This is a genomic window from Pseudomonas sp. LFS074, from assembly GCF_047978165.1.
GTDB classification, from domain to species: Bacteria; Pseudomonadota; Gammaproteobacteria; order Pseudomonadales; family Pseudomonadaceae; genus Aquipseudomonas; species Aquipseudomonas putida_P.
Map to the genome: position 1 here is coordinate 3,480,058 of NZ_JBFPFV010000001.1, position 20,035 is coordinate 3,500,092.

General features: G+C 64.2%; 9 protein-coding genes. 8 read left to right on the top strand and 1 reads right to left on the bottom strand.

Annotation, left to right across the window (positions count from 1 at the left end):
- Positions 1-8: 8 nt before the first annotated feature.
- Positions 9-959: a GlxA family transcriptional regulator gene (locus tag ACNQP3_RS15925; RefSeq protein ID WP_060514124.1), complete on the bottom strand. Its 951-nt coding sequence runs from the start codon at positions 957-959 to the stop codon at positions 9-11.
- 108 nt (positions 960-1,067) lie between these two features.
- On the opposite strand from ACNQP3_RS15925, the gene ACNQP3_RS15930 reads away from it, so the two are divergent.
- From ACNQP3_RS15930 to ACNQP3_RS15965, 8 genes are all read left to right on the top strand, one after another.
- On the top strand, positions 1,068-1,865 hold the full coding sequence (locus tag ACNQP3_RS15930) for an SDR family NAD(P)-dependent oxidoreductase (protein ID WP_012272692.1): 798 nt from the start codon (positions 1,068-1,070) through the stop codon (positions 1,863-1,865).
- 151 nt (positions 1,866-2,016) lie between these two features.
- A complete protein-coding gene (locus ACNQP3_RS15935) occupies positions 2,017-3,024 on the top strand; it encodes a zinc-binding alcohol dehydrogenase family protein (protein WP_060492487.1) in 1,008 nt (335 codons plus the stop codon).
- Positions 3,025-3,206: 182 nt separating this feature from the next.
- Positions 3,207-3,959, top strand: coding sequence for an efflux RND transporter periplasmic adaptor subunit (locus ACNQP3_RS15940; protein WP_012272694.1), 753 nt, complete (start codon positions 3,207-3,209; stop codon positions 3,957-3,959).
- A complete protein-coding gene (locus ACNQP3_RS15945) occupies positions 3,956-5,302 on the top strand; it encodes an efflux RND transporter periplasmic adaptor subunit (protein ID WP_012272695.1) in 1,347 nt (448 codons plus the stop codon). The genes ACNQP3_RS15940 and ACNQP3_RS15945 overlap by 4 nt, the downstream gene beginning before the upstream one ends.
- On the top strand, positions 5,302-7,392 hold the full coding sequence (locus tag ACNQP3_RS15950; protein WP_060492486.1) for an HlyD family efflux transporter periplasmic adaptor subunit: 2,091 nt from the start codon (positions 5,302-5,304) through the stop codon (positions 7,390-7,392). The genes ACNQP3_RS15945 and ACNQP3_RS15950 overlap by 1 nt, the downstream gene beginning before the upstream one ends.
- Positions 7,393-7,486: 94 nt before the next feature.
- Entirely contained in the window at positions 7,487-18,013 is a 10,527-nt protein-coding gene (locus ACNQP3_RS15955; RefSeq protein ID WP_264316203.1) for a VCBS domain-containing protein, read from the top strand.
- A 37-nt stretch (positions 18,014-18,050) separates the two neighbouring features.
- Complete coding sequence (locus tag ACNQP3_RS15960) at positions 18,051-19,559, top strand: TolC family protein (protein WP_012272698.1); 1,509 nt, start codon at positions 18,051-18,053, stop codon at positions 19,557-19,559.
- A gap of 120 nt (positions 19,560-19,679) precedes the next feature.
- Positions 19,680-20,027 carry a metalloregulator ArsR/SmtB family transcription factor gene (locus ACNQP3_RS15965; protein WP_012272699.1) on the top strand — a complete coding sequence of 116 codons (348 nt, stop codon included), beginning with the start codon at positions 19,680-19,682 and terminating at the stop codon, positions 20,025-20,027.
- Positions 20,028-20,035: the final 8 nt, after the last annotated feature.

Genomic DNA, 20,035 nt, shown 5'->3' on the forward strand with positions numbered 1-20,035 from the left:
CCTCCCTGTCAGAGGGCCGGCACCTGCCGAGCATCTCTTCGCACGGCTTGAGGGGGTACACCAAACCCACGGATGAACACCTCGCGCATATGGCGACGGTCCCTGAAGCCAGCCTCCTTGGCCACCACATCCAGGCTGTGCCGACTCTGCTCGATCATCAGCCGGGCAGCCTCCAGGCGCAGGCTCTCGATGGCCTTGGCCGGTGACTGCCCGGTCTCGGCGGTGAACACACGGGTGAATTGGCGCGGGCTCAGGTGCACCACTTCGGCAAGCTCCTCCACGCTCAATGGGCGGCTTAGGTGTTTGCGTGCGTAGTCCAGCGCGCTCTGGATACGGTCCGACTTGGGCGCAAGCGACAACAGTTCGGAGTGCTGGGACTGCCCGCCGGAACGGCGTTGGTGCATGACCATCTTGTGCGCAACCGACCTGGCCATCTCGGCGCCCAGGTCCTTTTCCACCATGCCCAACGCCATGTCCAGGGCGGCGGTCATGCCGGCAGACGTCCATATGTTTCCATCGACGATGAAAATCCGGTCTTCCTCGACATCGATCTTGGGGTGCAATTCACGCAGCTTGGGCGCATAGGCCCAGTGGGTCGTTGCGCGTCGCCCATCCAGCACGCCTGCCTGCGCCAGCACGAAACAGCCGGTGCAAAGCCCTGCTGTGCGCCGCGCAGCATCGACGAAGCCCCGCACGCAGGCCAGTACCTCTGCACCGGGCGGCGTCCAGGGCGTCAACGTGCCAGTGACCATCCAGGTGTCCGCCAGGCCCGGGGCGGCCATGGGTAGCGTGTCGATATGCATCCCCAGCGAGGAGCGCACCATGCCGCCTTCGATGGAAAAATTCTCGATCCGGTAAACCGCGCTGCCCACGACGATGTTGGCGAGCTCGAACACGGTTTGCGTGGCCAGTGACATGATCTGGAAGCCTTCGGTGATCAAATAGCCGACCCGGTGCATGGTGGAAGCCCTCTGCGCAATGTCCTGAAACACTACCATATACGTCGTTTAAGACAAGCAGCGCCTTCTGCATCATGGCCACACATACCCAAACAACGGAGTATCACCATGACACAGGTATTCAAAGGCACCGCGCTCATCACAGGCGCCTCCACCGGCATCGGTTCGATTTACGCAGAGCGGCTGGCACGCCGCGGCTATGACCTGGTGCTGGTGGCACGCAACCGGGAGCGCCTGAACGCATTGGCCGGCCGGCTCACCAGCGAAACCCGACAGAACGTGGAAGTGTTCCCGGCAGACCTGGCCAATGCCGATGACCTGGCCAAGGTCGAACGCAAGTTGCGCGAAGACGCCAGCATCAGCGTGCTGATAAACAATGCCGGCATCGGCACCCATACCAGCCTGCTGGACAGCGATGTCGAGCGCATGGCCGAAATGATCACCCTCAACGTTACCGCCCTCACCCGCCTGACCTATGCGGCTGTACCTGGTTTTGTCGCTCGCGGGCAAGGTGCGGTCATCAACATCTCGTCCGTCGTCAGCCTGGCGCCAGAGCTGCTCAACGGCGTCTACGGCGGCAGCAAGGCCTATGTCACCGCCTTTACCCAAGCGTTGAACAAGGAACTGGCGGGCAAGGGCGTGAAGGTACAGGCGGTACTGCCTGGGGCCACCGCCACTGATTTCTGGCAAATCGGCGGCTTGCCGGTTGAAAACCTCGACCCCGCCATCGTGATGTCGGCCCAGGACCTGGTGGACGGCGCGCTGCAGGACTTCGACAACGGCGTGCTGATCTCCCTTCCATCACTGCACGACCTGCAAGCTTTCGACCAGTACGAAGCTGGCCGACAGGCCCTGTTCGGCTTGCTGTCCAGCAACCAGTTGGCGCCGCGTTACAGCGTTGAGTAAGGGCTGGCGTGGAGCGCTGGGACCTTGCCGCCAGCGCTTCATGCAACTTTCATTTCAAGAGAGAAAGTCTTGCGCTATTCAAGCTGTTTATCGACTCAATCAAAACGCATAGCCTGAACCCACTTTTCCAATCCCCAATGAGGTAGCGCCAATGAAGGCCGTCGTTTACACCCAGCCTGGGTTGCCGATCCAGGACCCACAGTCGCTGTACGACACACAACTGCCCACACCGAAACCTGGCGCCCGAGACCTTCTGGTTGAAGTCAGGGCCATCGCCGTCAACCCGGTCGATACCAAGATCCGTGCAAGCCGTGGTGGAGAGCAACCACAGGTCCTCGGCTGGGATGCGGTCGGCGTTGTCCGCGAAGTCGGCCCAGAAGTAACGTTGTTCCGGCCCGGCGACGAAGTTTTCTATGCCGGCGCCATCGACCGCCCTGGCAGCTACAGCGAATTCCATGTGGTGGACGAGCGTATCGTCGGGCACAAGCCCCGCAGCCTGGACAACGCCAATGCCGCTGCCCTGCCCCTGACCTCCATTACCGCCTGGGAGCTGCTGTTCGACCGCCTGGGCGTTGAAGAAAACGGCGGCCAGGGCCAGAGCCTTCTGGTGATCGGTGCCGCTGGCGGGGTTGGCTCGATCCTGGTGCAGCTCGCCAGCAAGCTCACCCAGCTGACCGTCATCGGCACCGCTTCAAGGCCTGAAACCCAAGCGTGGGTCAAAGCACTGGGGGCTCATCATGTCATCGACCACACCGAATCGATCCCCCTGCAACTGGAAACGCTCAAGCTTGACCCGGTCGACCATGTGATCAGCCTGACGCACACCGACACCTACCTCACCCAGCTGATCGAAGTGCTTCGCCCACAAGGCAAGCTGGCACTGATCGACGACCCGGCGCAACTGGATGTGGTGCCGCTCAAGCGCAAGTCGCTGTCCCTGCACTGGGAGCTGATGTTCACGCGCTCGCTGTACAAGACCGAGGACATGATCAAGCAGCATCAACTGCTCGAGCGCGTTTCGCAGCTGGTCGATGAGGGCGTGCTGAAGACGACCCTCGGCGAGCACTACGGCACGATCAGCGCCGAGCACCTCAAACGTGCCCACGCCATGATCGAGAGTGGAAAAGCACGTGGCAAGATCGTTCTGGAAGGCTTCTGATCGTGTGTTGACTCACCTTGCTTGAGCCTGCCAGCCGGTTTGCCGCTGCGTACCCTGTGCTGATCGGCTGCGCCCTGCAAAAACGTTGGAGGCAATTGGGCAAAAATCGGTTTCCTTTCTAGTATGAAGGCGTTGCAGCATTGTTGTTGCGTGTCCCGACGCCTCTCGACAAGGAACCGAGAATGCCCATACCCGTCGTTGCCCGTCATTGCCTGCCCATGCTGCTGGCCCTGACCAGCCTTTGTGCCTATGCCGAACAGGAGATACCGGCCGAGGGCACACAGCCGATCCGTGTACTGCTCGCCGCCGAGCTGGAAACCACCCTGTCCAGCCAGATGAACGGCACGCTGGGCGAATTGAAAACCAGCTTCGGTGAACGGGTGGCCAAGGGCGCGACCCTGGCCCGCTTCAACTGCAGCGAAGCCCAGGCACGGGGCAAGGTGGCGGTGGCCGAACTGGCCATGGCCCGGCAGAACCTGGAGGCCAAGAAGCAGCTGCGCAAGCTGGATGCCGTGGGCGATATCGAAGTGGCCGCCGCCAACACCGAAGTGCAGAAAGCCGACGGGGCGCGGGCCATGGGCGAGGCACAGATGAGTTACTGCCAGGTACAAGCGCCGTTCTCCGGCCATGTCGCCAAGGTCTACGTCAAGCCTTACCAGACGGTCAGCGCTGGCACGCCACTGTTCGACCTGGTCAGTGATGGCGCCTTGAAAGTGCGCTTGAATGTGCCCTCCAGCCAACTGAAGACACTCAGCCCCGGCCAAGCGCTGCAAGTGCAGGTGCATGAAACCGGCAAGACCTACCCGGCGAAAGTCAGTGTGATCAACGCCAGGGTCGACGCGGTGGCTCAGACCGTAGAACTGGAAGCACGCTTCGACCAGCCGTTCCCTGAGTTGATGGCGGGCATGAGCGGCACGGCGCGGTTCGCGCCATGACCATGAACCAGCCATTGCCCCACCCCCAGCTGTTGCTGCAACTGGACGCCTTGCGCGACAAGGCCATGACCGCCGAGTCGTTGAATGCCCTGGCCTTCAGTATGGCCAACGACCTTTACCCGCTACTGCCGTTTCACCAAGCGCTGGTATTCAGGCAGGCCAAGGGGGCGCTCGAGCTGCTGTGCGTATCGGGCCTGGCGCGCCCCAGCGAAGACTCGCCCTACCTGGTCTGGCTCAAGCGCTCCAGCCGCTGGCTGGCTGAGCAGTTGACCGATCGAACACCTGCGTGGCTGACCCAGACCACGGCCACGCCCCCGCCAGACATTGCCGAAGGCTGGTCGGAATGGTGGCCGTCTGGCCTGCTCTGCGTGCCGCTGCATACGCAAGAAGGTGAACGCCTGGGCGTGCTGGTGCTGTTGCTCGAAGAAGCCCCGCCCGCTGCGCTGTACCAGCACCTGGACGGTCTGACCCGTACCTGGGCTTACTGCTGGAGCGCCCTGACCCGCCGCCAGCGCCTCGGCCGCTGGCGCCCCAGCCGCCGCCAGGTGCTGCTGGTCGCGCTGCTGTTCGGCGCCCTGCTGCTGGTGCCCGTGCGCCAGACTGCACTGGCGCCGGCGCAAATCGTTTCGCGCCAGGCGCAGATCGTCACTTCACCGATCGATGGGGTGATCAACCAGGTACAGGTACGCCCCAACCAACCGGTCGAGGCCGGTACACCCTTGTTCGCCCTGGACGAAACCACCCTGCGAAGCCGCGCCGATGTGCTCGGCAAAGAAGTTGCAGTGGCCGATGCCGAGCTTGTGGCCGCCAGCCAGCGCGCCTTCGACAACCCGCAAAGCAAGGGCGAACTGACCTTGCTGCAAGGCCGGGCCCAGCAGCGGCGCGCGGAGCTTGCCGCCGTACAGGCGCAGCTCAAGCGTACCCAGGTGCTGGCACCACGGGCCGGCGTGGCGGTATTCAGTGACCCCAACGACTGGCTCGGCAAACCTGTCTCGACCGGCGAACGGATCATGCAAGTCGCCGACCCTGCGCAACCGGCGATGCAGATTCAACTCGCCGTGGCCGATGCCATCGCCCTGGAGCCGGGTGCAGAAGTCACCCTGTTCCTCACCGCCTACCCGCTCAGCCCGCTCAAAGGCAAAGTCCTTGAAACCAGCTACCAGGCCAGGCCTGCCGACGATGGCGTGGTGGCCTACCGCCTGCTGGCCAGCATCGACGAGCATGCCGCGCATGCCCGCCTTGGCCTGCATGGCACAGCCAAGCTCTACGGCGACCGGGTGATACTCGGCTATTACCTGCTGCGCCGACCGTTGGCCAGCCTGCGGGCTTGGAGCGGCTGGTGATGCTCGATCCCGCCGACCTGCCATTGCCGCCGCTGCGCGAAGACCTGCGCCTGTGCGAAGCGGCCGACAACCGCGACGGCGAGCCTGCCTGGATGATCCACGACACGGTCATCAACCGCTTCTACCGCATCGGTTGGCTGGAATTCGAATGCCTGCTGCGCTGGGGCCAGTCGCCCCGCCAGATCAGCGCCCAAGTGTCACGCGACAGCGCACTGAACCCGGATGTGGAACAGGTGCTGGAGCTGCGTGCGTTTCTCGAACAACACCACTTGCTGCGCCCCGGCAGCGAGCAACTGGGCCGGCTGCAGGCGCAGAGCGAAGCGCGCACCTGGTCAAGCTGGCGCTGGTGGCTGCACCACTACCTGTTCTTTCGCATCCCGCTGCTGCGCCCGCAAGTGGCGCTGCAGCATTTGGCCAAAGCCCTGGGCTGGCTGTTCCACCCACTGACCGGCCTGTCGGTGGTCGCGCTGAGCTTGCTGGGCATCATCCTGGTGATGCAACAGTGGGACAGCTTCACCCATGCGGTGGTGGAGTCGTTCTCCAGCGAAGGGCTGTTGAGCTTCGCCCTGGCGCTGATCGTCGCCAAGACCTTGCATGAGCTGGGCCATGCATTGGTGGCCACACGCCTGGGGTTGCGGGTCGGGCACATGGGCGTGGCCTTTCTCGTGCTGTGGCCCATGCTGTACACCGATACCGGCGAAAGCTGGAAGCTCAAACGTCCCCGCCAGCGACTGGCGATCGCCTCGGCAGGCATCGCCACCGAACTGTCCCTGGCGGGCCTTGCAACCTTGGGCTGGGCGCTATGTGACGACGGCCCGCTGCGCAATGCCCTGCTGTACCTGGCGACCACCAGCTGGGTGTTGTCACTGGCGCTCAACGCCAGCCCGTTCATGCGCTTCGACGGCTATTTCATCCTCAGCGACCTGCTCGACTTTCCCAACCTGCACGAACGCGCTTCCGCGTTGGCACGGGTTGCCCTGCGGCGCAACCTATTGGGGCTGCAGGAAGCGTGGCCAGAGCCGTTCCCTGTCGGGCAACGTCGGTTGCTGGTGGCATTCGCCTTCGCCACCTGGTTGTACCGCCTGGTGCTGTTTCTGGGTATCGCCGTGGCGGTGTACCTGTTCTTCTTCAAACTGCTGGGGATCGTTCTGTTCATGGTTGAAATCGCCTGGTTCATTGCCTTGCCGGTGAAGCGCGAGCTGAACCATTGGTGGCAGCAACGTACACGCATCCCGGGGCGGCGCAAGCAACTGTTCTACCTGGGCCTGGGGTTGGCCGTGCTGGCGCTGGCGATCCCTTGGCACAGCCAGGTGGATGCCGTAGGGGTGGCCCGCGCCGAGCATCAACTGCGGGTCTACACGCCCTACCCAGCGCGCCTGCAAACCCTGCGTGAACAGGGCCCGGTCAAGGCCGGCGAAGTGCTGGCAGTGCTCGACGAACCCGACCTGGACTCACGCCTGCGCAGCAGCGAAGCCACCGCCCGCAGTTATCAGGCACGCCTGTCCGGCCTGCTGGCCGACCCGGCCGGGCTGAGCGTGGACGCGGCCACCCAGCAACGCCTGAGTGTGCAAAACGAAGAGGCGCGTGCCGCACGCAACGAAATCGCCCGGCTTAACCTGCAAGCGCCGTTCGCAGGCACCTGGTTGGACCACGACCAGGACTTGCGCCCCGGCCAGTGGGTCAGTCGCCAGGAGCCCCTGGGCATCCTGATCGACCCCAGCCGTTGGCAGATCGATGCCTATGTGGCGCAGGACCAGGTTCACCACCTGGCCGTCGGCAACCCCGTACTGTTCTATCCCGAGGGGCAGGCCAGCGCCTTGCGCGGCAAGGTCCTGGCCATCGGCAGCACGCGCGCCAGCCAGCTGGCCCACCGCATGCTGTCTTCGCACTTCGGCGGGCCGGTACCAACCGGCTCGCAACCGCTGGTGCCCAACAACGCCATGTTCCAAGTACTGATCGCACTGGACGAGCCTCCTGCAAGCCTGCACGAGATGCGTGGCAGGCTGAAGATCGAAGGGCAGCGGCGCAGCGTACTAGGGGAACTGGGCACCTGGCTGGCGTCGGTAGTGTTGCGCGAAAGCGGCTTCTGAACGACCGCACCGGCCATGCTTGCACCAGAATGGGAAGCGACTACGCTTGCTGAGATCCCGATTCTGGTGACGTTTCTGCGAGCAGGTATTCATCATGGACATGAAGAACAGAGCCGGTATCGGCGCTACCTTGCGCCCCCGGTCACAAACCCTGGCCCTCGAACAACGGATTCTGTTCGACGGTGCAGCCGCTGCCGCTGTCGACCAGCAGCACAGCGACCCCGGTCACGCCGAGGCCAAGGACACCAGCCACCCCGCCCCCACCGCCAGTGAAGCGCAAACCACCGCCGCACCCGCCGCCCAACCGCGCAACCTGGTGGTGGTCGACGCCCGCGTGGAAAACCGCGACCAGCTCGTCGCCAGCCTGCCGGCCGGCACCACCGCACTGGTCGTGGACGCAGGCCAGGACGCCATCGCGGCCATCAGCAATACCCTGGCGCAACTGGGCAAGGTCGATTCCATTCAGGTGTTCTCCCACGGCGCCGCTGGCCAGTTCACCCTGGGCAACCAGGTGTTCACCCAGCAATCCGTCGAGCAACTGGGCGAGCGCCTCAGCGCATGGCGCGGCGAACTCAATGCCGGGGCCGACATCCAGCTGTACGGCTGCGACGTCGGCGCCGGCAGCAGCGGCCAGGCGCTGGTTGACGAACTGGCGCGCTGGACCGGCGCCGATGTCGGCGCCTCGAACAATGCCACCGGCAGCCAATTGGCCGGTGGCGACTGGCGCCTGGAAGTGCGCAGCGGCGACGTGGACAAGACCATCGCCCTGGCCGCCTCCACGCTGACCAGCTTCCAGGGCCTGCTGGCCGATGCCAGCCCCACCGCAAGCCTTGGCAGCGGTGGCGCCGAAGTGCAGCTGGGCGAACAATTCACCTTTACCGTCAGCTTCACCAACCCCTCGACCCAGGAAGGCTACGCCCCTTATCTCGACCTGTTCATGCCCGCCACTGGCCGTGACGGCAACGATGGCGCCACATTCGTGTCCGCTACCTATCTGGGACAGGCAGTGAACAGCTTCGTGATCACCTTCGATGCCAACGGCAATGCCAGCCACCCGCTGGCCAAGGATGCCAGTGGCAATGCACTGGTAATCAATGCCGCCAGTGTCGGCATGAAGCCCGGTGACCAGATGGTGGTGCTGCAACTGCCTTACGCCAGCGTGACCAATGGCCAGCCCAGCATCGACATCCAGGTCACCGGGCTGTTGAGCAACCTGGCCGATACCAGTTACTCCGATGGCGCGCCCAACCTCACCATCAATGCCAGGGCCGGTTTCGAGTACGGCAACGACTCGCTGAACAACCCGGTTCAGGACCCAAGCCTGGTCGAAGCCTCGCTGCACAGCTTCATCATCACCCCCACCCTGCTCAAGGTCACGCAAACGGTCAACATGCCCGAAGGCGAAACCGTCACCGGCCCCAACTACACCCGCACCCAGACGGTCACCGTGACCCCGGCCCCCGGCCAGACCCTGACCAACGTCACCGTGACCCAGACGGTGCCCGATCAGGTCCATGTCAGCGCCATCACCCCAGGCCCCGGCGGCACGCTGACGTCGGTCACCCTGCACGACGGCACGGTGCTGACCGACCCCGCGCTGATCGCAGCAGCGTTGGCCAACCCCAACGCCTTCGTGGCCAGCTATGCCATTCACTACGACAGCCTGAGCGCCGCCAGCGAAACCCAGGTGAGCTTCTATGTGCCGGAAATCGACGCCAATGGCCGCCCAGTGCTCGACCCGACTACCGGCAACCCGGTCACCATCAATTTCGGGACCGCCAGCGTCACAGGCGGCTGGAACCCGCTCGACCCGCGCGACCGCCCGCTGGACCCGGACGGCTACCCGTTCAGTGAAACCGGCAATGGCCAGGGCGTGACCTTCGTCGCCAAGTCGATCACCTTGCTCAAGCAAGTCGACCTGCAGAACGACGTCGGCAGCGTCGGCCTCACCCCCGGCGACACCCTGCGCTACACCATGGACGTGGCCATTTCCGACTTCTTCGCCTTCGGCGAAAACATCCTCGAGCAAGGCCAGTTCACCGTCACCGACCAGCTCGGCGACGGCTTGACGTTCAGCTCAGCCAACCCACCCACCCTGCTGCTGCAGGGCAACGGCACGTCGTTGAGCATCGCCCTGGTCTTTACCCAGACGGTGAACGCCGACGGCAGCACCACCTTGGTGTTCGACATTGCCGAATCCATTCGCCAGGCAATCGCCGGCCCCGGCGTGGCGGCCTTGTTCGGTGACCTCTACGACGATACCGAACAGAACGGCGCTACCGGCCTGCGCATCGTCTATGACGCTACTGTCGACACCACCTACACCACCGACCACCCGCCCCACGACCAACTCAACGAAGGCGACAGCGTGGGCAACAATGCCATCGTGGCCGCTACTGTGCTGCGCGATGCGTTGAACATCGGCGGCACCCAGACGGATGGTTCCAGCACCCTCAGCACCATCGAAACCTCCAACGTCGATATCGAGCTCACCCAGGTCAACGGCGGTAACCCGCCCGCCAACGGTGAGCTGCGCCCAGGCGATGTGGTGACTTTCACCATCAGCTACGACTTGCTGATAGCCGACTACGAGAATTTCAAGCTTACCGCCTACCTGCCGCTGCCATTGCTGGATGCCAGCGGCATCAGCTGGAGCTTCGGCACCGGTGTCGGGCAATGGAGCATCGGCAGCGGCAACACCATTCTGGACGTGCCGGACAGCGTCACCACCGGCCCCGGCAACTCCATCGTCTTCGACTTCGGCAACTACGCCTCCGGCGGCCTCAATGGCGGCACGGTGCAAGTGCGCTTCACCATGGTGGTCGGCGACCAGCCGTTCGCCGACCAGCGTGAACTCGACGTGCTGGCGCAATCGAGCCAGACCACCACGGTGGACAAGACCGTGCTCGTCTCCTCGGACGTGGCGGTGATCGAGTCGGTGGCCGAACCGGTGCTGGACATCAAGCACGGGGTTGTCTCCAGCAGCAACGGCACGGTCACCGGCACCACGGGCAGCTGGAACGCACCCGGCACCAGCGGCGTGCCGTTCGGCGGCAGCGTCACCAGCCTGGCGGCGGTGGACGGCAACGTCAGTGGCATCGACGGCGCCGACACCCTGCGCCTGGCCACCGCCCTCAAGAACACCGGTGGCGGCGGTGCCTACGATGTCAGCACCAGCATCACCCTGCCCACCGGGCTTGCCTTTGTCGGTGGCAGCCTGGCGGCGGCCAACCTGCAAATCTACCGTGGCGACGGCACCTTGCTGGTGGCCGGCACCGACTACAGCGTCAACGGCAGCACCATCACGTTCCTCGACGCCAATGGCCAGGCCACCCTCCTGGCTGGCCGTGCAGGCACCGCCAGCGACTTGTCCGGTGCCAACGTGGTAGTCATCACCTACGACGTCACTGTCAACGACGCGATCCTCGCCTCCAGCACCCTGCAAAGCAGCGCAGCGCTGACCAACTACGCCAGCGTCAATGGCGGCCAGGACTTCACCCCAACCGACCTGGTGGAAGTCGCCAACCAGCAGGTCGCCGCCCCTGGCATCAGCAAGACCTACCAGAACGGCAGCCTCAGCGACGATGATTCCAGTGCCGCGCACACCACCGGCAGCAACCTGGTGGTCGGCGAAAGCATGACCTACGACATCGTCATCACCTTGCCCGAAGGCGTGACCAGCAACCTGCGCCTCAACGACCTGATCCCGCCCGGCCTGCGCCTGGACCCACGCTTCAATGGCAACCTCGGCTACCAGCTGATTACCACGGTGGCCGGCAGCGCGGCGCTGACCGCAGACTTCAATGGCAGCGTCAGTATCAACCCACTCACGCCGGACGGCAGTGACGGTGCCGACCTGCAACTGGTGTTCAGCAGTGCCGGTGCCAACGCCGACAACGTAACCGGCAACAACAGCTTCGTCATCCGCCTGGTACTGGTGGCCAGCAACGTGACTGGCAACCAGCAAGGCACCACGCTGAACAACGGGGCGCAACTGGTATACAGCGACCCCGACGGCGATACCCCCAATGGCGCCACGCCGGTAGAGCGCAACGTGGTCAGCGCACAGCAACCGAGCGTCACCATCGTCGAGCCGACGCTGACGGTGACGCAACAGATCACCTCTACGCCGGTGTTCGGAGGTTACGAAGACGGCGACGTGGTCACCTTCGAGATCGTCATCACCAACACTTCGGGTACCAACGCCTTCGATATCAGCCTGCTCGACGGCCTGCCCACCGAACTCTCTGGCGTCAGCATTACCGGCATTACCTACAGCGGTGGTGCGACCAACAATGGCGGCGCGGACTTCATCATCCAGGGTGGCCAACTGATCAGCGTCAGCGGGGCCAATATCGACATCGCCAACGGCGGTCGCATCGTGCTGCAACTGACCGGCACCGTGAACGCCACGGCAGCCGGTGAAGCGGCCTTTGCCAACGCCGTGGAGGTGCGCTGGACCAGCCTTGACGGCAGCAGCAATGCGATCGACACCGTCAATGGCGAACGCAGTGGCGAAGATGGCCTGCTCAATGGCGGCAGCCTGAACGATTACCGACTGGCATCGTTGCTCACCTTCCAGGTCAGCAACGGCGTGCGCATCTCTCGGGTAGGCGGCGTCACCGACACGCCCCCCGCCACCAACAGCAGCGGCGTGACCGACACCAGCGGTGTTTCCGAGACTGTGGTGGTCGGTGAAATCGTGCGCTATCGCGTGGCTGTGCTGGTGCCCACCGGCGACAACCCTGACTACCAGATCCGCATCGAACTCGCCGCAGGCCTGGAGTTCATTCCCGCCAGCCTCAACAACATCCTCATCGCCTTCCTGTCCAACACCCCTACCGGGCTGACCACCGATGCCACCAACCTGATCAGCAGCGGCACCTTGAGCATGCCGGGCAACGAGCTCAGCGATGTGGCGCAAGGCATCAACCCAGATCTGTCCGGCGCCGTACCGACCGGGGTGTTCGACATCAACAATGGGCGGCTGGTCATTACCACCCATGCAGATGGCAGCCAGACCGTCACGTTCAGCCTGGGCAACCTGATCAACAACGAAATCAACGACCCCGATGTCGAAGGCGTGGTGCTGGAATTCAACGTGCGCGTCAGCAACGTGGCCAGCAACCAGGCCGGTGCCAACCTGGGCGTGTCGGCCCACGAACACGTCGGCCTCAACGGCGGCGTGGACAGGGGCAAGAGCGACACCCTGTTCGAGCGGGTGGTCGAGCCCAGCTTCGTCAACCTGGACAAATCGGTCATCGACGTCAGCCCAGGCAACGGCACCACCAACGCCACGGTTTCGGTAAGCTTCACCCAGAACGGTGACGTGCCCGCCTACAACACTCACCTGGCCGACCAGTTCCCCAACGGCAGCAACTACCTGGTACAAAGCATTCTGCTCAACGGCGCGGCGCTGGACCTGGCCAACCTGCCGGCAGGCGTCAGCTTCAGCGACGGTACGGGAATTTCACTGGGCTTCGATCGCCTGGCACCAGGCGACACCGTGCAGGTGATCTACACGGTCACCCTGCCCAACGTCACCATCGCCGACAATGCTGCCAGTTCTGCGGTACTGACCTGGACCAGCCTGCCCACCGACTTCGAGAACAACGGCTGGGGCGGCTCGCTGCCCGCCATCGCCGGTGGCGCCACCGGTGAGCGCAACGGCCAGGACGGCGCCAACGGCCTGAACAACTACGTGCTCAGCGAAGGGGCTGGCATGGGCGTGATCCAAGGCACGCTATGGGACGACACCCGCAGCGCCACCGACAGCGTCACCCCCGATGGCCCAGGCCTGGACGGCATCGACGTGACCCTGACCTGGGCCGGAGACGACGGCCAGTTCGGCACCGCTGACGATCGCACCTTCACCACCGTTACCGCCAATGGCGGTTTGTACCAGTTCGCCCTATTGCCCTCGGGCAGCTACCTGGTGGCCGTGGCGCAAGACCATCAAGCAGCGGCGAACAACAACTTCCGGTTACGCATCGACAGCGATACCGGCACTGCGGCGAACGGGCTTGGCGGCATCAACCTGGCCTTGGGCGAAGGCTCGACTGGCACCGCCGATGCCGGCTACGTGCACCTGAACGAAGCCCCGGTCAACACCGTGGCCGACCAACAGGGGCTGGAAGACACGGTGCTGCACCTCACGGGGCTGGCCATCAGCGACGTGGACGTGAATGCTGGCAATGCCGACGGAGTCATGACCATTACCCTGTCGGTACTCCACGGGGTGCTCTGGCAAAGCGCCACCCCTCCGGCAGCCAATGCCACACCACCGGCCGGTGCCGGACGCAGCCTGGTACTGACTGGCACCCTGGCCGAGTTGAACGCACTGCTCGCGCAGCTTTATTACAAAGGCGACCAGGACTTCAACACGGCACGCACCGCCGAAACCCTGACCATGGTCACCAACGACCAGGGCAACTACGGCGACCACCCGCTCAACGGCGACGGTATTCCTGGGCAAAACCCGGTCGATGCCCTGACCGACACCGACGTGATGAACATCATCATCACCCCGGTCAACGACGCGCCCATCGCCAACGCCGACCTGGCGATCGCGGTGGAGGCCGGCGGTTTCAACAACGGCGACCCGGGCGTGAACCCGACCGGCAACGTGCTGCTCAATGACACCGACGTCGATATCCAGACCAACGGCGACGTGCTTACCGTCACCCGCATTGCCAACAACCTCACGCCAGGGGGTGTGGCGGTGGGCGACAATCTCGTCACAGTCTTGCAGGGCCTCTACGGCACCTTGGTCATGCGGCCCAATGGGGGCTTCCAGTACATCGTCGACAACGACAACCCCGCTGTGCAGGCGCTGCGCACCGCTGGCCAGTTCATCAGCGAGTTCTTCAGCTACGACATCGTCGACACCGGCGGCCTGGGCAGCAGCGCGGTGCTGCAGATCAACATCCACGGTGCCAACGACACGCCGATCGCCCACGGCGACGTCGCCACTGCCATCGAAGCCGGGGGCACCAACAACAGCACACCGGGCCAGGACGCAGTCGGCAACGTGCTGGACAACGACACTGACGTGGACTCCCCAGCGCTGGGCGAAACCAAGCATGTCACCACCCTACGTTTCGACGGCCCGGGCGGCGGGCGCATCATCCCCCTGCCCAGCGGTGGGTCGACCACCATGGTGGCCAATTTTGGCACCCTGACCCTCAACACCGACGGCAGTTACCGCTACGTGGTCGACAACAACAACGCTGCCGTCCAGGCGCTGTCCCCCGGCCAGACCTTGGTCGAACAGTTCAGCTACCAGATGGCCGATACTGATGGCCTCAGTTCCATCAGCGTGCTGGTTATCACCATCCAGGGTGCCAATGATGCGCCGGTGGCCGTGGACGACCATGGCACCGCCACTGCCGGTGCCAGCGATGGCAGCCCAGCACCGGTCAATGCCAGTGGCAACGTGATCACCGGCAACGGTGGCGTGGGCGCAGACACCGACGTCGACAACCTTGACCAGCCAACCGCCACCCAGCTCAAGGTCGACGGTGTGCGCAGTGGCCTGGAAAGCACCGGGGGTGCACTCACCCCGGTCGGCGCCGGCAGCCCCGCAGCCATAGACGGCAGCGTGGCCCGGCTGGCCGACAACAGCCTGATCAGCGGCAACTTCGGTCAGCTCATCCTCAACCAGGACGGCACCTACACCTTCATCGTCAACAGTGCCGACCCTGCCATACGTGCCTTGGCGGCCGGGCAAAGCCTCGACGTGATCTTTACCTACCAGATCCACGACAGCGGCGGCCTGACGGACCAGGCGCAGCTGGTGATCACCGTCACCGGGGTCAACGACCCACCCGTGGTCAACGCCGTCAGCATCGACGCCATCGAAGCCGGCGGCCTGAACAACGCCATCGCCGGCGTCGATCCCAGCGGCAACATCAGTGCTGCCTACAGCGACCCCGACGGCGATACCCTGAGCATCAGCGGCGTGCTCAGCCCAACGGGGGTGACAGGCATTCTCGGGCAACCACTGGCGGGCAACTACGGCAGCCTGGTCCTGGATAGCCAGGGCAACTACCGCTACGTGGTAGACAACGCCAACAGCGCCGTGCAGGCCCTGCGTACCGATGCCGACCGGCTCACCGAGGTATTCCAGTACAGCGTCAGCGATGGTAACGGCAAGACCGTCACCGCCACCTTTACCGTGGTCATTCACGGTCGCAATGACACGCCGATCGCCGCCAATGACAGCGCCATCGCCGTCGAAGCCGGTGGCGTGAACAACGGCACGCCAGGCCAGGCCGGCAGCGGCAATGCCCTGGGCAATGACCTTGATGTGGACGCCGGTGACAGCAAGACGCTGGATGGTGTTTACCTGGGCACCCTCGCCGCCGGCGGTACGTTCGTCCAGGTTGGCGCGGGCGCCACGCAGGTAGCCGGTAGCTACGGCACTTTGAGCATCGATGCCAACGGCAATTACGTCTACACCGTCAACGACAGCCTGGCGGCCGTACAGGCTCTCAAGGCCGGCGAAAGCCTGGTCGAAACCTTCAGCTACCGCATGCACGACACCGAAGGTGCCAGCTCCCAGGCACAAATCACCATCACCATCGAAGGGCGCTACGACACCCCCGTGGCCCATGATGACCTGGCGTACGCGGTGGCCACCGATGACGATGGCAATGGCGGGCGCAACCCCACCGGCAATGTGCTGAACAACGACACTGACGTGGATGCCAATGACAGCAAGACCGTCACCGCCGTGGGTGTGGGCGAAGAAAGCAGCAACCCGACGCTCGACCCGCTGACCGGCAGCGCCACCGTCACCACCAACTATGGCACCCTGACCCTCAATGCCGACGGCAGTTACCGCTTCGTGGTCAACTCCAGCGACCCGGACATCATCGCACTCGGCCCGTTGGGCTTCGTCATCCAGCGCTACACCTACCAGGTCACCGACGGCGGCGGCCTGAGCGACACCGCGACCCTCTTCGTGCTCATCCGCGGTGAAAACCAGCCACCGGTGGCCAACCCTGACCAGGGCCTGGCCATCGAAGCCGGCGGCCTGGACAACGCCATCCCCGGCAGCAACCCGTCCGGCAACGTGATGGACAACGACAGCGACCCCGACACCATCAACATCATCGTGCCGGAAACCCTCGAAGTGCTGGCGTTCTGGAGCGGCGACGGGCCATTGCCAGGCAGCCCCACCGCAGTCGGGCAAACGTTGCGCGGCCAGTACGGCGACCTGACCCTGAACGCCGACGGCAGCTGGAGCTACGTGCTCGACAACAGCCTGGCAACGGTGCAGGCACTGCGTGTCAGCGGCCAAACCCTGGTGGACAACTTCACCTACCTGCTCACCGACCTCTGGGGCGGCACCGCCAACGGCCTGCTGAGCATTACCATCGACGGCCGCAACGACGTCCCGGTAGCCCACGATGACACCGCCATCGCCGTGGAAGCCGGCGGTGTGAACAATACCGGCGCGGGGGTAGACCCGCGCGGCAACGTGCTGGACAACGACACCGACGTGGACGGCGTGCAGTACGGTGAGAGCAAGACCGTGCTGCAGTACAGCGCCGAAAACGGCCAGACCGCCAGCGCCGGCCAACTGCTGCAAAGCCTGTATGGCACCCTGCTGATCAGTGCTGACGGCAGTTACCAATACCTGGTCGACAACACCAACCCCATCGTGCAGGCCATGCGCAGTGCGAACGAAACATTACGCGAAGTGTTCACCTACCGCATGCGCGATACCGCTGGCGCCACCTCCGAGGCACGTCTGAGCGTGACCGTCCAGGGGGCCAACGACAACCCGGTGGCCCGCGATGACAGCAACACTGCCAGTGACCAGGTACCAGCGCCGCACACCAGCGGTAATGTGCTGCCCAACGACAGCGACGTGGACGGCGGCGATAGCCTGACCGTCACGGGTATCCGCAGCGGCCAGGAAGGCGCCAGTGGCACTGCCGGTGTCATTGGCCAGCCCATCGCCGGCCGCTACGGCACCCTGGTGCTCAATGCCGACGGCAGCTACACCTACACCATCGACCTGAGCAACCGCGAGGTGCTGGCGGCGGCGGGCCTGGGGCAAGTGCTCCAGGACTATTTCACCTACACCGTCAGCGACCTGGCCGGTGCAACCGACCAGGCCCAGCTGACCATCACCCTGGATATTTCCACGCCTTACATTCCACCGGGGCCGTACCTGGACCGCGACAGCCAGGAAAGGTTGGGCGGCTTGCCGCTGCCGGAGGTTACGCCAGCGATCTACGTCACGCCGGTGGTGGAACAGATCAACCAGTCCCTGACCCTGTCGGCCTGGGGAGCCGATGGCAGCAACGTTCAATTGTTCGCCACACCCGAAATCGAAAGCCAGTCCCTCGGCGCCCAGCTTGGCCTGGTCAACGGCCAGTTCGTCGCCAAGGCAGTGGCCGCCAGCCGGTTGGCCAGCGAGGAGGACAAGGACTGGGTCGACGGCCGCCAGGGCGTCATCAGCCTGAGTGCCGATGGCCTGTTGCCAGACCCGTCACTGTGGGCACCTCTGCCTCGTGACATGGCGCCTGAACAACGCGCGCAGCCGGCGAACGGCTTCCGCGCACAATTGCGCGAAGCCGCGCAGCGTCGCGGTAGCAACGCACCATGACGCCGATGTCTCATCACGGATTGAACAAGGACAGCCTATGCCCGTATCGACATTGAAAAGCCTGAGCACCGTCACAGCCCTCGGCCTGCTGCTCGGCGCCTGCTCGGCCTTCGAGCCCAAGCCCTACAGTGAAGACGAAATGCGTCAGCGGGTCATCGAGGACCAGGCGCGCATGTACAAGGAACAGGAACCGGTCAACGGGCCGATTACCTTCTACGAAGCGTCGGCGCGGGCCCTGAAATACAACCTCGACTATCGCCTGAAACTGCTGGAGAGCGCCCTGGCCTCGGACCTGCGCGATGTTTCCAGCCACGAGATGCTGCCGCGCCTGGTGGCCTCCGCCGGCTACGCCGGGCGCAACAACGATTCCGGCGGCACCTCGATCGGCATCGAAGACCGCCAGGTCAGCTTGCGCCCGTCCACCTCCGAGGAGCGCTACCGCACGCTTTACAGCCTCGGCCTGTCATGGAGCCTGCTGGACTTCGGTGTTGCCTACTTCCGCACCCAGCAAAAGAACGACCAGATGCTGATGGCCGAGGAACGCCGGGAAAAGGTGGCGCAAAACGTCCTGCAGGACGTGCGCAACGCCTATTGGCGTGCCCTCGGTGCGCAACGCCTGCTGCCGGAAGTGGACGGCCTGCTGATGCGTACCCACCGTGCCCTGACCTCTGCCCGTGAAGCCGAGGGCCGTGGCCTGCTGCCGCGCCAGGACATCCTCGCCTACCAACGCGCCCTGCTCGACTCGGTGTACATGCTCACCGTGCGCCGCCAGGACCTGGAGTTCGCCCGCGCCGAACTGGCCGCGCTGATGTCGCTGCCGCCGAACACCCGCATGGTGCTGGCCGACACCAACGAGCAGCCGCTGCCACTGCTCAACGGCAACATGGAAAAACTCGAACGCCTGTCGTTGGAGCGCCGCCCGGAAATCATGGAAGAGTGGTACCGCAAGCGCGTGAGCATGAACGACCTGAAGATCGCCAAGGCCCAGTTGTGGCCCAACGTGAGCTTCAACTACGGCTACGAGTACGACTCCAACAAGTACCTGTACAACAGCGACTGGAACCAGACCGGCATCAATGTCTCGCTGAACCTGCTGCGCCTGCTGCAATACCCCGACATCACCGCTGCGGAAAAAAGCCAGGAAAAGACCGACGACATGCGCCGCACGGCGTTGTCCATGGCCATCCTCACCCAGGTCCGCGTGGGCCTGCTGCGCTACCAGCTGGCCCGCCAGGAAGTGGACTTCGCCGACGAAAGCCTGCGCGTCGATCAAAGCCTGCTGGACTACGCCCGTTCCTCGCGCAGCGCCGCATTGGGTAGCGAGCTGGAACTGATCCGCGCCGAAGGCCGCCTGCTGCTGTCACGCTACCAGCGCGAGGCGGCCTACTCCGATGCACAGGCCGCCTGGGGGCGGTTGTACAACTCGGTTGGCTTTGAAGTGATGCCCAAGGAAATCGAGCAGCATGATGTGAAGACCTTGGCGCGGGAGATCCAGCGAACGGTCGAGCAGCAGAGCCAGGAAAACCTGATATCCGCTGCAAAGTGACCGACCGGCGCAGGTTACCCTGCGCCAGTGGGTGACCCTCGCCTGAGCTTCAGCCAAGCTGCGCTTGCACCAAACATATGGATAAACGTATATTCGCTTTTCCATATGTCTGGTGCTGCCATGATCACTCCACCTGAAGTTTTCAAAAGCCTGTCAGACGAGACTCGCGCTCGTGCCACCCTGCTGATCGCCAGTCTGGGGGAGTTGTGCGTCTGCGAACTGATGTGCGCGCTGGACGACAGCCAACCCAAGATCAGTCGCCACCTGGCGCAACTGCGCAGCAACGGCATGTTGCTGGATCGCCGCCAGGGCCAGTGGGTGTATTACCGCCTGAATCCACAGTTGCCCGCCTGGGTACTTGAAATGTTGCAGGTCACCCTGCAGGCCAATTCGCAGTGGCTGGCAGACAATTCCCTTCGCCTGAAGAACATGGACGGGCGCCCCGTTCGTGATTCCGCCTGCTGCTGATCCTCACC

Coding starts and splice junctions, on each gene's coding strand:
- ACNQP3_RS15935 (WP_060492487.1), top strand. CDS start 2,017: ATGAAGGCCGTCGTTTACACCCAGCCTGGGTTGCCGATCCAGGACCCA.
- ACNQP3_RS15925 (WP_060514124.1), bottom strand. CDS start 959: ATGCACCGGGTCGGCTATTTGATCACCGAAGGCTTCCAGATCATGTCA.
- ACNQP3_RS15965 (WP_012272699.1), top strand. CDS start 19,680: ATGATCACTCCACCTGAAGTTTTCAAAAGCCTGTCAGACGAGACTCGC.
- ACNQP3_RS15960 (WP_012272698.1), top strand. CDS start 18,051: ATGCCCGTATCGACATTGAAAAGCCTGAGCACCGTCACAGCCCTCGGC.
- ACNQP3_RS15955 (WP_264316203.1), top strand. CDS start 7,487: ATGGACATGAAGAACAGAGCCGGTATCGGCGCTACCTTGCGCCCCCGG.
- ACNQP3_RS15930 (WP_012272692.1), top strand. CDS start 1,068: ATGACACAGGTATTCAAAGGCACCGCGCTCATCACAGGCGCCTCCACC.
- ACNQP3_RS15945 (WP_012272695.1), top strand. CDS start 3,956: ATGACCATGAACCAGCCATTGCCCCACCCCCAGCTGTTGCTGCAACTG.
- ACNQP3_RS15950 (WP_060492486.1), top strand. CDS start 5,302: ATGCTCGATCCCGCCGACCTGCCATTGCCGCCGCTGCGCGAAGACCTG.
- ACNQP3_RS15940 (WP_012272694.1), top strand. CDS start 3,207: ATGCCCATACCCGTCGTTGCCCGTCATTGCCTGCCCATGCTGCTGGCC.